The following is a 14861-nucleotide window of genomic DNA, read 5'->3' as shown; positions in this document are numbered from 1 at the left end:
CGCAACGGCCCAATCAGAAGTGGGTAACTGACGTCACCGAGTTCAAGGTCGGATCAAAGAAGCTCTATCTGTCGCCGGTAATGGATTTGTACAACGGTGAGATCATCGCCTATGAAACGGCCCCGCGACCGTGCTTTGCCTTGGTGACCGGAATGCTGGAAAAGGCCTTCGAGCGCCTGCGAGGACCGATTCATCTGCTGCTTCACTCCGACCAGGGCTGGCAGTATCAGCAACCTCGCTATCAGCATGCACTGAAGCAACGCGGCATAAAGCAGAGCATGTCACGTAAGGGAAACTGCCTCGACAATGCGGCGATGGAGAGCTTCTTTGGCACCCTGAAGTCCGAGTTTTTCTACCTCAAACGCTTCGAAAATCTGGAAGAGCTGAATGTAGGGCTGGACGAGTACATCAGTTACTACAATCATGACCGGATCAAATCAAAGCTCGGTGGACTGAGCCCTGTGGAGTACAGGACTCAATCCGTGGGCATGTGGCAGTAGACCGTCCAACATTTTGGGGGCAGTCCAGGCTGTAGGAGCCGGCTTGCTGGCGATGGAGTCGAGTGCGCTGCGTTTATCCATGTTACCCGCGTTATCGTTCGCGACCATCGCTGGCAAGCCAGCTCCTACAGGGGACTGCGTTTATTCAGGCTTTCCGCGTTATCGTTGGCGACCTTCGCTGGCGGGCCAGCTCCCACAGGATGGACATGCCTAAACCGGTCCAAGCAAAAAAAAGGCAGGCGACTTGACGTCGCCTGCCTTTGCGCAGAACAGCCTGAAGGATCAGTCCGCCAGCCAGCCATTTTCCCAGTAGCGCAGGTTGTCGCCGCGCAGCACGTAGTCACGCAGCACGATCTCGCGCAACTCATCGCCCATGCGATAGCTGGCGTCCGGATCGGCCAGGTGCATGCGGATCGCTTGCAGCCATTCATCCGTGGAGTTGGTCTTGATCCGGGTGCACGGCAGGTAGCCGCGATAGGCTTGGGTTTCGGTGCAGATCACCGGGTAACCGCAAGCGCCATACTCCAGCAGGCGCAGGTTGCTCTTGCAGTCGTTGAAGATGTGGAACTCCAACGGCGCCAATGCCAGATCCAGGTTCAGGCTGGCCAGTTTGGCCGGGTAGACATCCAGCCCGATCACCCCGTGAAACTCATGCATGTACGGGCGCAATTCGTCCGGGCACATACCGAAGAACACCCAGTCGACTTCATTGGCCAGCTCGCGGACCACATCGGCGATCACCGCCAGGTCACCGTGGTGGCTGGTGCCGCCGCCCCAACCCACCCGAGGCTTTTTCGAGGTGCGGCGCTGGCTGCGCAGATCAGTCCACAAGTGCGAGGCCAACATGTTGGGCACCACGCGAATGTCGTGATGCATTTCCGACAGCGCATTACCCAGCGGCTCGGTGGAGACCACCACGCGATCGCACATGCCGATGGCGCGCCGCACCAGTTTTTCCATTTCATCCTTGCCCGGCATATTGCGGATATGCGCATTGCGGTGCGGGACGTTGATCACGAAGTCATCCAGCTCATAGATGCGGCGCGCGCTGGAGTATTTTTGCAGGCTCGGGATTTCGTTGATCGGACCTTCGGAATAGCGCCCCTGCAGGATGATCACGTCAGGCGAATGACGCTCGACTTCGATGATGGTCGGCAGGTTGTAATGAATGCGCCCGTGCGCCCTGCCGGCGGCTTCCAGTTCGATCAGCGGCTGAGTGACCCGGTAGTGGCCGATGGCAGATGCGTTGACCGGCAACGCGAGAATCTTCGGCAGCTGCGCCCTGGAAAACGGGCTCCAACCGGATCGCAGGCCGGGCTCGAGACTGAAGCTCGCCCCGCCCAAACCCTGCAGCGCCAGGTTAGCGTTGTAGGCCGGATCACGGGCCACGATCGGCAGCCAGCGCTTATAGAAAACTTCCTGCTCCTGCTCGCTTCGAGCCTGGTCACCTTCTTGCGCGAGCATCGCCGGCTGCGCACCCAACGCCAGTTGCGCGTGAGGCGTCCAGACCACCAGATAACCTTCCTGGCCGACGCGCAAACACAGATCCACCTCATTGAGGGACTGCGCCAGGCCCTGCTCATCCAGGCCACCGACTGCATCAAAGACAGACTTGCGCACCATCAGGCAATCGCCGCCGACGGCACTGAAATTGTGTGCGACCTGCAAGCGGTACATGTACCCCGCCGCCTGCAGCGACTCACCATGGAACGGCACGCCGGCCGGCCCTTGCAATCCGAGTATCAGGCCGGCATGCAGCACGCGGCCATCCGGGTTGAACAGTTTGGCCCCGACCACGCCGACTTCCGGACGTTGCGCATGATTGAGCAGCTCGCCCAGCCATTCGCCCTGGGTGATCACCGTATAGGGATTGAGCATCAGGACGTAGTCGCCAGCGGCCTGCTGCGCGGCGAAATTGCGCACCGCCGCCGCATTTCCCTGCAACTTGCAGCGCAGCACCCGGATCCGCTCGCTGCCCAATTGCGCCATGCCGGCGAACCAGTCGAGCGCCTCGGCGCCCTCGCTGCCGTTGTCCACCAACAGTAACTCGTATTCGCCGTAGGCCGTTTTCTCCAGCAGACTCTCGACACAACGTTGCAATGCCAGGGTCTGGTCCTTGCTGACGATTACGATCGACACCAGTGGCCGATCAGCATGCTGATAGTCGACTCGATTGAGCAGCGCCGAGCTGCCCTGGCGAATGTCGTGGGCGACACCCAGGCGCTGCAAGTGCGCCTCGAGCAACCGCGGATTGGTGTCCATCACTTGCGGCAGCGACAGCCATTTGGCCAGGTCGAACGCCGACTCCAGCAGCACCTCTGAAATGTGCCCGACCACGTGCGTACCGCCGCTCTCGACCATTCGCCACAACACATCGTGAGGCGCCAGTTCGCCGTACACCGAATCGAACCCGCCCAACGCCAGGAATTGCTCGCGCTCGAACGCCAGCGCTCGCCCCACGTAGGGATAACTGCGCATCAGGTCCAGGTTGAAGTCTGGCTTGAATGCAGGTTCGGCCGACTCACCCTGATGCAAGCCACCTTCGTCGCTGTACAGGCAAGTCAGCGTGCGCGACAACGCAATGCGTTCAGCCATGACCAGCAAGGCCGGCGCCACCAGACGATCACCGGCGCGCAACAGATAGAACCAGCCAATGCCTTCCAGTTGCGGCAACAGGGCGTTGATCTGCTGCTGCCAGTCGTCCTGCAATGGCAAGCGGAACACACGTTCATCCAGCACAGCCTCTGTGCACGATGCCGACAGCACCAGCGTCAATTCAGGGGCGTAATCCTGATCCGCCAGCGATTGCAGGGTGAGCTCCAGCGCCGAACGGCTGCCTTGCTCGTCGATGATGACCGGAACGATTTTGGGCCGGGTTGGCCATGCCTCCAATGTATCCGCCAGCAACTCGCGCTGACCGTCGGTGAGCGTGCGGCACGCCAGCCACTGGGCATACAGTTGCGCGAAACTGACACTGGCGATGCCGACATGCCAGTCCTGGGTGGTCTGCTTGGTGCCCAGGGTCCTGCTCAGCGGCAACTCTTCCCAAACCCGCGGTGACTCGTCCACTTTGCTCAGAGGCACATAGCGCACCCAACCCTGGGCCGGCGCAGATTCGCCGCCACGGGCCTTGAGCATCTGCGACAGCCACTGCCGCTCGGTTTCGGCCGCGTCCTTCATCGACTGCTGGCCGCTCAGCCGCTCGGGGTACAGGCGCTCGACGCCGAGCACATGATTGGACACCGCCAGATTGCCGCGCCGCATCAGGCAGACGTACAAGGCAAAATCGAGGGTCGCGACGAAGCAATGGCCGGGCTGCGTCAGTGCCGGGAACAGTTCGAGCACGTCAGCCCGCCGGAACATCGCGTTGCTGAAGCCGCCGAGGATGTTGACCGGGAAGTTTTCGAAGATCGCCAGCAGGTCCTCGCCCTTGAACACTCCGCCCACCGGGGACAACGGAGTGTTTTCCAGGCGCGACGGCAGTGGCATATCGTCGGCGTCCCAGAGTAGGCGCTGGGCCACGACCAGATTGACGTCAGCGCAGTCGATCAGCACCTGGGCCTGACGCTCGATGCAGGCCGAGAACAGCTGGTCGTCATCACACAGAAACTTGATGTACTCGCCCTGCGCCTGCTCCAGGCAGGCCTGCAGGTTACCCACCAGCCCCAGGGTGCGCGGGTTACGCACATAGCGCACGGTCGCGCCCTGCTCGACCAGCGAAGCCACGAAGTCTTCGATCTCGTGACCGCGACTGTCATCGCAAACGATGATCTCCAGATTGCCGTAGCTCTGGTTCACAGCCGTGTGCAAGGCTCGACCGAAAAAGCGTGGATTGAAGGCGGGAATGACCAGGCTGACAAGCGGAAGTGAATTCACGGCGGGCTCACAGGCGGCGCGAGCCCGCCCTGAAAAGCGAGCCCTTTGTTACCGCAAAAAAGACGATAAATACTGAAGGGGCAAGGCTATCGGGCACCTGCGCGCCCGACCACCGTCAGATCTTGTTGAACAGGCCCAGCTGGGAAATCTTGCTGAACGCCAGCTGCGCCGCCTGCAACATGGTCTGCTGCAAGGTCAGGCGAGTCATGACTTCGGCCGGGTCCGAATCGCGAATCGACTTCTGGCTGGCGCTGTTCGCCAGGGTCAGGCTCTCGTTGGTCGCGGCCTGGTTATCCAGTGCCTGACCGCGGGCACCGATCGTGGTGATGGCTGAGCCGATCTGGTTGGCCGCACTGTCGATGTTGCCCATTCCCGACTCCATGGCCCCCAGTAACTTCTGCTTGGCCACCGGGTCGCCGTCGATCGGCGTGTTCAGCGCGGTAATCATCTGGCCCAGGGTGTCGAGCACGTTCTGGGTCTGATGGTTGTTGGACTGAATCACGAACTGGTCGCCGGACGCCGGGGTGCCGCCGCCCAGGGCGAACGTTACGCCCGCCGCAGTGGCGTTGCCGCCCGCCACGGTGCCCGACGACACCGGCTTGCTGTCGGCAGTGATCGGCGCGGCATACAGGTCGAAATCGGTGGCGCTGGTGAACTTGAGGATCGCCCCGCCCGACGGGAAGGCGTTGGTGTAATCCGTCGGGTTGCTCACGCTGGAGCCGGTGACGACCGCGGTCGACGCGTTACCGGCGCTGCGCGAGGTGTTGAAGGTGTCCGACGTGGAAGACAGGTTGAAGCTGTGACCGGCGATCACCGCATCCGGGTTGGTATCACCGGTTTTGAGGTTGATGTTCAACTTCAGGTCGACGCCACGGAAACTGACCGTCTGGTTGGCGCCATTGGAGTTACTGATCAGGCCGTTCTGACTGGCTTCGGCGGTCACGTCGTTGCCCAGCGAGTCGGTGATCTTCAACTGGGTGCTGCTGAGGAAACTGACGGTGTACGGCTGGCCGCCAGTGAATTTCGCGTTGTAGGTGGAACTGGTGCCGACCGTGCCGTTGGACAGCACCACGCGACCGTCATCCACCGCCGGAGCGGTCATGGTGGTCTGAGTGCGACTGGTATTGATGGTCTGCTGGAACGCATCCCAGCCAGTGGTGTTGGTCCCGACCGTCATGCCATCGCCAATGCCAAGGTCGATAGTGGTCTGGTCACCGTTATAGCTGTAGGTGCCGTCCGAGTTCTGCGAGTAAGGCGCGGTGTCGGTTTTCGAACCGGAGAACACGTAGTTGCCGTTGGCATCCCTGGCGTTCATCAGGCCCAGCACTTGTTGCTGGATCTGGCCCAGCTCCGACGCATAGGCCTTGCGGTCCGCGTCGGTGGCAATGCCATTGCTGGCGGCGAGGGCCAGTTCCTTGGCGCGCTGCAAAGCGGTACCGATGGAGTCGAGCGTCGTTTCCTGCAGGCTCAACGCACTCTTGGTGGTGTTGATGTTGGTGCCGTACTGACCAAGCATCGCGCTCTGCTGACCCAGTTGCAGCAAACGACCGGCACCGATCGGATCATCGGCGGCAGTGTTTACGCGGATCTGGCTGCTGATTTCGTTGCTGGTGGCGATGGCCTTGTTGAAGTTGCGCTGGTAGTTGGCAGCGGTGATTTCGTAATACTGGGCGGTGGAAATGCGCATGAATTACGACTCCTTAAAGGCTGTTGATCAGCGTGGTGAAAATTTCCTGCGCAGCCTTGATGATCTGCGAAGACGCGGTGTAGTACTGCTGGTACTTGACCAGGTTGCCGGTTTCTTCATCCAGGTCGACCCCGGAGTTCGAATCCCGCGCCCCTTTGGCGTTATCCAGGATCGCCGTGGTGGCCTCGCTGTCGGACTTGCCCTGGGCAGCCTTGGCGCCGACGTTGGTCACCAGCTTGTTGTAGGCATCGGTCAGGCTGATGCCCTTGCTCGCCGTGCCGGTGTCTACAGTCTGTCTGGTTTGCAGTCCGACCAGCGCCTGAGCGTTGCGGTTGTCCGAAGACGCCGCGCCGGTCAGGTTGATGGTGAAGCTTTCGCCGCTGGCGGGCGTGGCGCCGACCGTGGTCTGCACGGTGAAGGTCTTTTGCACGGCCGGGGTGACGCTGGTGTCCATGACCGGCGCACCGCTGGCATCGACCATGCCCACTTTCAGGTTCAGGGTGTTGCTCTGGCCGGGAACGATGGTGCCGGTGCCGATCGAGTTGCCCTTGGCGTCGACCATGTTGTAGCTCTGGCTACCGCCGCTGGCCGCACCGAACACCAGCTTGACCGGCGTCGAGTTCTTGAGCGCGGTCTGCATTTCTGCCTGGGCCGCCGGGTTGTAGATGTCGAGGGTGCTGGTCAGCGTCGGCTGGGTGTAGGTGCCGATGTTGTTGGCACTGGTCACGCCGGTCAAGGGTGCTGCGGCCGCGATTTTTTTCGGGTCGGTGAGCACGGTCTGGATACTCGCCGCCGCGCCACGGGTCGGTGTCACCTTGAACGAATCGCCGGCGCTCAGCGCACCGCCGTTGAGGTTCAGGCTGAAGCCATCGATCACCGGAGCGGGCGTCGTCGTGGTGCTGAACGCGCCCATGTCGGTGCCGTCCGAGCGCTTGACGGTGTAGTTGGTGGCGCTGGTGAACGCCACCTGATAGTCGCTGGTGGTCAGCTTGCCGGTATCCTTGATGGTGACATCCAGGTTGCCGGAGCCGGCACTGTTGCCCGCCGCCGCAATGCTGCGCTGGCTGACCAGTGCGGCACTGTTGATGTTGTTGAAGATCGCCGCGCCGAAATCACCGTTCTTGTCGATGCCTTGCGCCTGCTGGCTGTTGATCTGGTCGGCCACCACCAACGCCACGCGCCCCAGCTCATTGAGCGAAGGGTCGAGCACTTCCTTGCGGTAAGTCAGCAGACCACCGATCTCACCGCCGCTGACCACCGAGGTCACGTCGATGGTGCTGGAGCCACGGTTGAGCTGCAGCGCCATGCGCGATGGATCGCCCTGGCTCGGCACGGTTTGCAGCGTATTGGTGGTGTTGCCGACCACCAGTGGCTGACCGCTGCCGATGTAGACGTCGTAGCTGTTGCCACGCTCGACCACTTGGGTACCGACCAGTTCGGACAGTTGGCGCACGGCTTCGTTGCGCGAGTCCAGCAGGTCGTTTGGCTGGTTGGTGCCGGTGGAGAGCTCGGAAATCTTCTGGTTGAGCGTGGCAATCGTGGTGGACAACTTGTTCACCTGATCCGCCATGTCGCCCAGGCTGCCGTTCAGGTTGGTGTTCTGATCGTTCAACTGCTTGGCAATCGAATTGAAGCGAGCGGACAGGGCCTGGGCGCCGGTCAGCACCGACTGGCGGGACGTGTCGTCGGTGGCCGAGGTCGAAACGCCTTGCATCGACGTGAAGAATTTTTGCAGCACACCGGTCAGCCCGGTGTTGGAATCGGAAAGCGTGGCGTCCAGCGGAGTGGCCTGGGCGTTGTACGACGTAGCTTCGCTGTCGAGCGAGGTGGCGGTACGCAACTGCGAATCGAGATAGGAGTTATACACGCGACGCACATCGGCCAGCGTCGTGCCGGTGCCGATGAACACGTTGCCGTACTGAATCGAGCCTTTGGTGCTCTGCACAGACTGCTGGCGCGAGTACCCGGCGGTGTCGACGTTGGCAATGTTGTTGCCGGTCGTCACCAACGAGTTATGGCCAGCACTCAGCCCCGACATCCCGATATTGAGCAAACTCATGATTCAGACCTTATACCTTGTGCCTATAAAGGCGTGGTGGAAACGCCCGCCGCAGCGTAGTTCTGGTAACTCGTCATCTGCCTGGCTATCTGCGAAATCTTGCTTGCGTAGTCCGGGTCGGTTGCGTAACCGGCCTTCTGCAACTCGCGTACAAACTGTTCTGGGTTATCGGCCGACTTCACGACATCTTGATAGCGATTATTGGTCTGCAGCAAAGTCACAAGGTCATGGAAACTGTCCTTGTAGGAGTCGTAGGAGCGGAACTCGGCCGTCTCCTTGACCATCTGCCCGTTTCTGAATTCGCTGGTGATCGCCCGCGCCGAATTGCCCTGCCACCTGTTGCCGGTCTTGATGCCGAACAGGTTGTGGCTGCTGCTGCCATCCTGCTGGCGCATGACCGACTTGCCCCAACCGGTTTCCAGGGCCGCCTGGGCCACCAGGTAACGTGGATCGACACCGATCCGGGCCGCCGCTTCCTTGGCCATCGGCAACATGGTGTTGACGAACTGGTCGGCGGAACTGAAGGCTTTCTTCGGTGGTGCCAGAGGAATCTGCGCCATGGCGCGACCGTAAATCTGCATGCCGCCCGCGGAGGATTGCTGTGCGTTCGCCAGCCAGTCGCCGTTGTACAACGGTCCCGAACCGGTAGTCGTTGTGCGCTCTGGCAATTGAGTTTTGTTGGTCGTCATAGCCGTGGTCGTCACCGAAGGCACCAGCCCGGCCAACAACCGATCAGCCAGCTTTGGCGGCAATGCCAGGCGTCGCTGATTGATCAGCGCCATGTCATTGCGATGAGCTCCATCACCCACCTCTTGCGGCGTATGGACTGAACGTGAAGCCCACAACGGACGCTGGCCATTGACCCGCGACAGCGGACCATTGAGCGCGACCGTGCCTGCCGCCACCGGTGTTTGCACAGCCGCCTTGGCAGCCTCTTGCTTGGCCAGCGACGCAGCCGCCGCCTCCCCCGGCGCCAATGGCTTGTTCTTCGACATCTGGCGCATCAGCACGTCAGCCAGACCAATACCACCACCCTCGCGGGACATGGAAACCGCCAGTTGCTGGTCGTACATTTCCTGGTACTGCTTGGCCGCCGGGGTGTTCATCGGGTTGTCCTGGCCCAATGCTTCAGTGGCCGAGCGCATCGACTTGAGCATCTCACCGAGGAACAGCGATTCGAACTCCTGCGCCACCTTGCGCATGTTGCCATCGCTGTTCTTGTCGCCGACCTTGAGCTGATTCAGGCGATTGAGGTCCGAATAGGAGCCCGAATCGCTGCTGCTGACCAGACCGCTCTTGCGCATATCCACGATGGCCGTCCTCAGATCACGATCAGGTCGGCTTGCAAGGCGCCGGCCTGCTTCAGTGCTTCGAGGATCGCCATCAGGTCACCCGGTGCCGCGCCGACCTGATTCACCGCCCGCACGATCTCGTCGAGGGTGGTGCCCGGGCCGAACTTGAACATCGGCTTGGCTTCCTGCTGGGCGTTGACTTTCGAACGCGGCACCACCGCCGTCGTGCCATTGGACAGCGGACCGGGCTGGCTGACGATCGGGTCTTCGGTGATGGTCACGGTCAGGCTGCCGTGGGTGACGGCGGCCGGGGATACCTTGACGTTCTGGCCGATCACGATGGTGCCGGTACGGGAGTTGATGATGACTTTCGCCACCGCCTGGCCCGGATCGATTTCGAGATTTTCCAGGATCGACAGGTAGTCGACGCGCTGGCTCGGATCGAGCGGCGCGGTGACGCGAATCGAACCGCCGTCGATGGCCTGGGCCACGCCAGGGCCGAGCATGTCGTTGATCTTGTCGACGACGCGCTTGGCGGTGGTGAAGTCGGAACGGTTGAGGTTCAACGTCAGGCTGTTGCCCTGGTTGAAACCGCTCGGCACCGCGCGCTCCACCGAGGCGCCACCGGGGATCCGACCGGCCGACGGAACGTTGACGGTGATCTTCGAGCCGTCTCGCCCTTCCGCATCGAAACCACCCACCACCAGGTTGCCCTGGGCCACCGCATAGACGTTGCCGTCAATACCCTTGAGCGGTGTCAGCAGCAAGGTGCCACCGCGCAGGCTCTTGGAGTTACCGATGGACGAAACGGTGATGTCGACCTGCTGACCCGGCTTGGCGAACGCCGGCAAATCGGCACTGATCGACACCGCCGCGACGTTCTTCAACTGCACGTTGCCCGAACCCGGCGGCACCTTGATGCCGAACTGCGAGAGCATGTTGTTGAAGGTCTGCAGGGTGAACGGGGTTTGCGTCGTCTGGTCGCCGGTGCCGTTAAGCCCGACCACCAGGCCGTAACCGATCAATTGGTTGGAACGCACGCCGGAAATGCTGGCGATGTCCTTCAGGCGCTCGGCATGAGCATTGAAGGCAGCGGACAGCATCAGGGCGGCCACCATCAGGTGTTTAAGATTCAAACTGACCACCTAGAAAGGGAACAGCGGGCTGAGGAAAAAACGGTCGAACCAGCCTGGCTGACTCGCATCGGCAAACGAACCGGTGCCCGAGTAGGTGATGCGCGCATCGGCGACACGGGTCGACGACACAGTGTTGTCGGTGGAGATGTCATCGGCACGCACCAGACCGGCAATCCGTACCAGCTCATCGCCGGTGTTAAGGGTCATCCACTTCTCGCCGCGTACCGCGATGATGCCGTTGGGCAACACATCGGCGACGGTCACCGTGATCGAGCCGGTCAGGGTGTTGCCCTGCGCCGCCTTGCTGTCGCCCTTGGTCGCGCGGTCGCCTTCATAGCTGGCGTCCAGGCTCAGGTCACCACTGCCGAACGGATTGTTGGTGTTGGGGGTGGAGCCGAACAGCGAGGTCAGGCCGATGCTGGCCTTGCTGTTCTTGCCAATTTGCGAGTTGGCGTTTTTGCTGGCCTGGGTCCTTTCGTTCAGGGTGATGGTGATGATGTCACCGATCCGGAACGCCTTGCGGTCGCTGTAGAGGTTCTGTTCGAAACCGGCCTGATAGATCGAGCCGTTGTTCGCCGCCGCCGGCAAGGGCGTGCGCGGCAACACCGGAGCGTAGTACGGGTCATTGGGCTTGGGCGTCGCAGGCACGCAACCTGCGAGCGCGGTGATCCCACTCAGTGCCAGAACAGATACATAGCGATGCATGACCCTACCTCACGGTGTTGCAGGCAGCCTCATGGCCACCCCATAGACTTGATTACAGATTCTGCGTTACGAACGAGAGCATCTGGTCGGCGGTGGAGATCACCTTGGAGTTCATCTCGTAGGCGCGTTGGGTGGTGATCATGTTGACCATCTCCTCAACGGTGCTGACGTTGGACGTTTCCAGGGTGTTCTGCAGCGTGGTGCCGAAACCGTTCAGGCCCGGTGTACCGACTTGCGGCGCGCCACTGGCGGCGGTTTCCAGGAACAGGTTGTTGCCCACTGCCTGCAGGCCGGCCGGGTTGATGAAGTCGGCAGTTTGCAGGTTTCCGATCACCTGGGCAGCCGGGTTGCCGGCAACGGTGATGGACACAGTGCCGTCGCGACCGACCGTGAAGGTTTGCGCGTCGTTTGGAATGACAATCGCCGGCTCCAGGGCAAAACCGCTGGCGTTGACGATCTGGCCATTGGAGTCCAGGTGGAACGTACCGTCACGGGTGTAGGACGTGGTGCCGTCCGGTTGCAGGATCTGGAAGAAACCGCGACCGTCGATGGCCATGTCCAGTGGCTGTTCGGTGGTTTGCAGGCTGCCGGCGGTGAAGTTTTTCTGGGTGCCGACGATGCGCACACCGGTACCCAGTTGCAGACCCGTCGGCAGTTCGCTGTCCTGGGTCGACTGGGCGCCTGGCTGACGCTTGATCTGGTAGAGCAGGTCCTGGAACTCGGCGCGGTCACGTTTGAAACCCGTGGTCGACACGTTGGCCAGGTTGTTGGAAATGGTGGTCAGGTTGGTGTCCTGGGCGGACAGGCCTGTCTTGGCAACCCATAGAGCCGGAAGCATTCGATTCTCCTCGTGCGCCTGTTTTACGGCGCGACGTTCTGGTAATTAGCTGATCTGCAAGACCCGAGCCATGGCCTGGTCATCGTCTTTGGCGGTGTTCATCATCTTGATGTGCAGCTCGAACTGCTTGGACAAGGCCAGTACCGAGGTCATCTCTTCCACGGCATTGACGTTGCTCGACTCGAGGAACCCGGACACCAGCTTGACGCCGGCATCGGCCTGCGCCGGCTTGCCGTCCTTGGTGTGGATCGAACCATCCAGGCCTTTGGTCATGTTCTTGAGGTCCGGATTGACCAGCTTGATGCGGTCGACTTCAGCCATCACCCGGGGACCTTCGCCCATCGCACGGATGCTGATGGTGCCGTCCTCGCCGACTTCGATCTGCTGCTCCGGCGGCACGGCAATCGGCCCGCCATTGCCCATGACCGGCATGCCGTTGCCGGCGCGCAGCACGCCAAGGGCGTCAACGTTCAGGCTGCCGGTGCGCACGTAGCTTTCAGCGCCATCGGGAGTCTGTACGGCAATCCAGCCGCTGCCTTGCACGGCAACGTCGAGGTCGCGGCCGGTTTCCACCAGCGAGCCAGGGGAGAAATCGGTGGCCGGGCGTTCGGTCATGGCAAACGCACGCGCCGGAAAGCTGTCACCGAACACCGGCATCGAACGGGCCTGTTCCAGGTCTTTCTGGAAGCCGTTGGTGGAGATGTTCGCGAGGTTGTTGGCATGAGCCTTTTGCGCCAGTGCATTCTGGCTGGCGCCGGTCATTGCCACATAAAGGTACTTGTCCACACTCTTTCCTCTGCCTGCCGGACGTTTGCCGTCCACTGCTGTACTGCTGAGCCATAAGCAATTTGCAGACCAACTTGTTTTTGGCGGCGCCAGGCCCGGCAAACAAAGGACTTGAGGGGATGTACGGGGGAATGGGGGATTGTGTCAGAGACGAAAAACCGGCGGTGTCATGCCGCTTCGCGGCAACGGATCAAAAGATCGCAGCCTGCGGCAGCTCCTACGGTTTATGCGTACGCCGCAATGTCGCGGGTGTACTCGGTCGGTGTAGGAGCTGCCGCAGGCTGCGATCTTTTGATCTTAAATGCTGTTGTCCTTGCCCACCTCATACTCACGCAACTTGTTGGCAATGGTGGTGTGCGAAACCCCGAGCCGCTTGCCCAGTTGCCGACTGCTTGGATGCTCCGAATACAGCCGCTCCAGCACCGCCTTCTCGAAACGCCCGACGATCTCGTCCAGCCCGCCCTCCAGCGAAAAATCACCAAGGGGCTGACGCACACCATAATCCGGCAGGCGAATGTGCTCGGCCTTGACCGTGCCGCCATCGCACAAGGAAACCGCCTGGAACAGTACGTTCTCCAGCTGCCGCACGTTACCCGGCCAATGGTAGTGACTGAGCCGCTCCATGGCCGCCGGGACCAGTTTGGGCAGCGGGCAGCCGATCTGCCGACTGGCCTGATCGAGGAAGTGCTCCACCAGCGGCGTCAAGCCGTCGAGGCATTCGCGCAGCGGCGGGATGTGCAGCGACAACACATTCAAGCGGTGATAGAGATCCTGGCGGAACTCACCGCGAGCGCACAGCTCGGAAAGGTCGACCTGGGTCGCGCAGATCACTCGTACGTCGAGGTAGACCTCTTCATCGCTGCCTACCCGACGGAAGCAACCGTCCTGCAGGAAACGCAGCAGTTTCACCTGCAAGCGCGGGCTCATTTCCCCGACGCCATCGAGAAACAGCGTACCGCCCGCCGTCAGTTCCAGCAGCCCGAGCTTGCCCTCGGCTCGCGCCCCTTCAAAGGCACCCGGGCCGTAACCGAACAATTCCGTCTCGGCCATGGACTCCGGCAAACCGGCGCAATTGAGCGCCATCAATGGCGACTGCCCACGAGGACTGGCCAGATGGCAGGCCCGCGCCAACAATTCTTTGCCGGTGCCGGTTTCGCCTTCGATCAACAGCGGTGCATCGAGTGGCGCCATGCGCCGGGCTTCGCGCACCACGGCGGCCATGACTTTCGAACTTTGGAAGATGCTGTCGAAGCCGCGCAATTCCTGCTTGCGCACGTTGTAGATGCGCTCGCCCACCCGGTCGGCGCGATGCAGCGTCAGCACCGCGCCGGCCATGGCTTCACTGTCGTCATGCTCCGATTGCAGCGGCGCAATGTCGGCCAGGAACACATCACCCTTGACCTTGACCCGCAGCCCATTGATCCGCGACTTGTTGGCGCGCACCAGTTCCGGCAAATCGAAATCCTCGGCGTACCGCGACAGGGGAATCCCCGGCACCTCGTCGACCCGCACCCCGAGCAACTGCGCCGCCGCACGGTTGGCCGCGACGATGGAGCCGCCCATGTCGATCGACAGCACCGGAAACTCCAGCGCACCGAGCAATGCATTGAGTTCCATGTGCCGACGCTCGCTGGGCATCAGCCCTACACGCTTGACGCCGAAAACCCCGGCAATCGCTTCGAATTTCGGACGCAAGGCCTGGAACTGAATGTTGATCAGGTTCGGGCAATGCAGGTAGATGGCGTTGCCATGCTCACCACCCACCTCACCGCGGGCCACGTTGATCCCGTACTCCACCAGCAGATTGAGAATGTCGCGCAGGATGCCGATGCGGTTCTGGCAATGGACTTTGATACGCATATGAAAGGCCTGAAAAAACGGTGAGTAAGGTGCGCAGTGATAATTTCTGCTGAGGCGCGCAGATAGTCGTCAAGATTATGTGACAGGTGGAGGGCTTTTCCCACCCGCCAATCTCAACATTT

10 protein-coding genes are annotated in these 14861 nt (G+C 61.4%); 1 reads left to right on the top strand and 9 read right to left on the bottom strand.

Translation table 11 applies throughout. The annotated features are described in order from the left end of the window. Positions 1–500: IS3 family transposase (locus tag KGA83_RS19300; protein WP_223530541.1), on the top strand; the 500-nt coding region annotated here is incomplete at its 5' end. Between the two features lie 282 nt (positions 501–782). Here the strand turns inward: KGA83_RS19300 and KGA83_RS19295 are convergent. The 9 genes from KGA83_RS19295 to KGA83_RS19255 all read right to left on the bottom strand — a co-directional run bounded on the left by KGA83_RS19295 (position 783) and on the right by KGA83_RS19255 (position 14739). After that, entirely contained in the window at positions 783–4376 is a 3594-nt protein-coding gene (locus KGA83_RS19295; RefSeq protein ID WP_223530539.1) for a glycosyltransferase, read from the bottom strand. Positions 4377–4491: 115 nt separating this feature from the next. Continuing rightward, a complete protein-coding gene (locus KGA83_RS19290; RefSeq protein WP_108218614.1) occupies positions 4492–6063 on the bottom strand; it encodes a flagellar hook-associated protein 3 in 1572 nt (523 codons plus the stop codon). A gap of 13 nt (positions 6064–6076) precedes the next feature. Continuing rightward, on the bottom strand, positions 6077–8122 hold the full coding sequence (gene flgK / locus KGA83_RS19285) for a flagellar hook-associated protein FlgK (RefSeq protein ID WP_223530538.1): 2046 nt from the start codon (positions 8120–8122) through the stop codon (positions 6077–6079). A 23-nt stretch (positions 8123–8145) separates the two neighbouring features. Then, entirely contained in the window at positions 8146–9432 is a 1287-nt protein-coding gene (gene flgJ, locus KGA83_RS19280; RefSeq protein ID WP_223530537.1) for a flagellar assembly peptidoglycan hydrolase FlgJ, read from the bottom strand. A gap of 11 nt (positions 9433–9443) precedes the next feature. Beyond that, positions 9444–10532, bottom strand: coding sequence for a flagellar basal body P-ring protein FlgI (locus tag KGA83_RS19275; RefSeq protein ID WP_108218611.1), 1089 nt, complete (start codon positions 10530–10532; stop codon positions 9444–9446). Positions 10533–10559: 27 nt separating this feature from the next. Continuing rightward, the gene (gene flgH, locus KGA83_RS19270; protein WP_108218610.1) at positions 10560–11255 is read right to left on the bottom strand and encodes a flagellar basal body L-ring protein FlgH; all 696 of its coding nucleotides are present in this window, start codon (positions 11253–11255) and stop codon (positions 10560–10562) included. Positions 11256–11307: 52 nt separating this feature from the next. Then, a complete protein-coding gene (flgG, locus tag KGA83_RS19265) occupies positions 11308–12093 on the bottom strand; it encodes a flagellar basal-body rod protein FlgG (RefSeq protein WP_108218609.1) in 786 nt (261 codons plus the stop codon). A gap of 45 nt (positions 12094–12138) precedes the next feature. After that, positions 12139–12879, bottom strand: coding sequence for a flagellar basal body rod protein FlgF (locus KGA83_RS19260; RefSeq protein ID WP_059181392.1), 741 nt, complete (start codon positions 12877–12879; stop codon positions 12139–12141). Between the two features lie 297 nt (positions 12880–13176). Next, positions 13177–14739 carry a sigma-54-dependent transcriptional regulator gene (locus KGA83_RS19255; RefSeq protein ID WP_108218608.1) on the bottom strand — a complete coding sequence of 521 codons (1563 nt, stop codon included), beginning with the start codon at positions 14737–14739 and terminating at the stop codon, positions 13177–13179. Between the last annotated feature and the right edge of the window lie 122 nt (positions 14740–14861).

This window comes from Pseudomonas sp. GL-R-19 (assembly GCF_019956375.1).
In the GTDB taxonomy this organism is placed as follows: domain Bacteria; phylum Pseudomonadota; class Gammaproteobacteria; order Pseudomonadales; family Pseudomonadaceae; genus Aquipseudomonas.
Note: the sequence above shows the minus strand (reverse complement) of the source record. Positions and strands in the feature narration are given on the sequence as shown.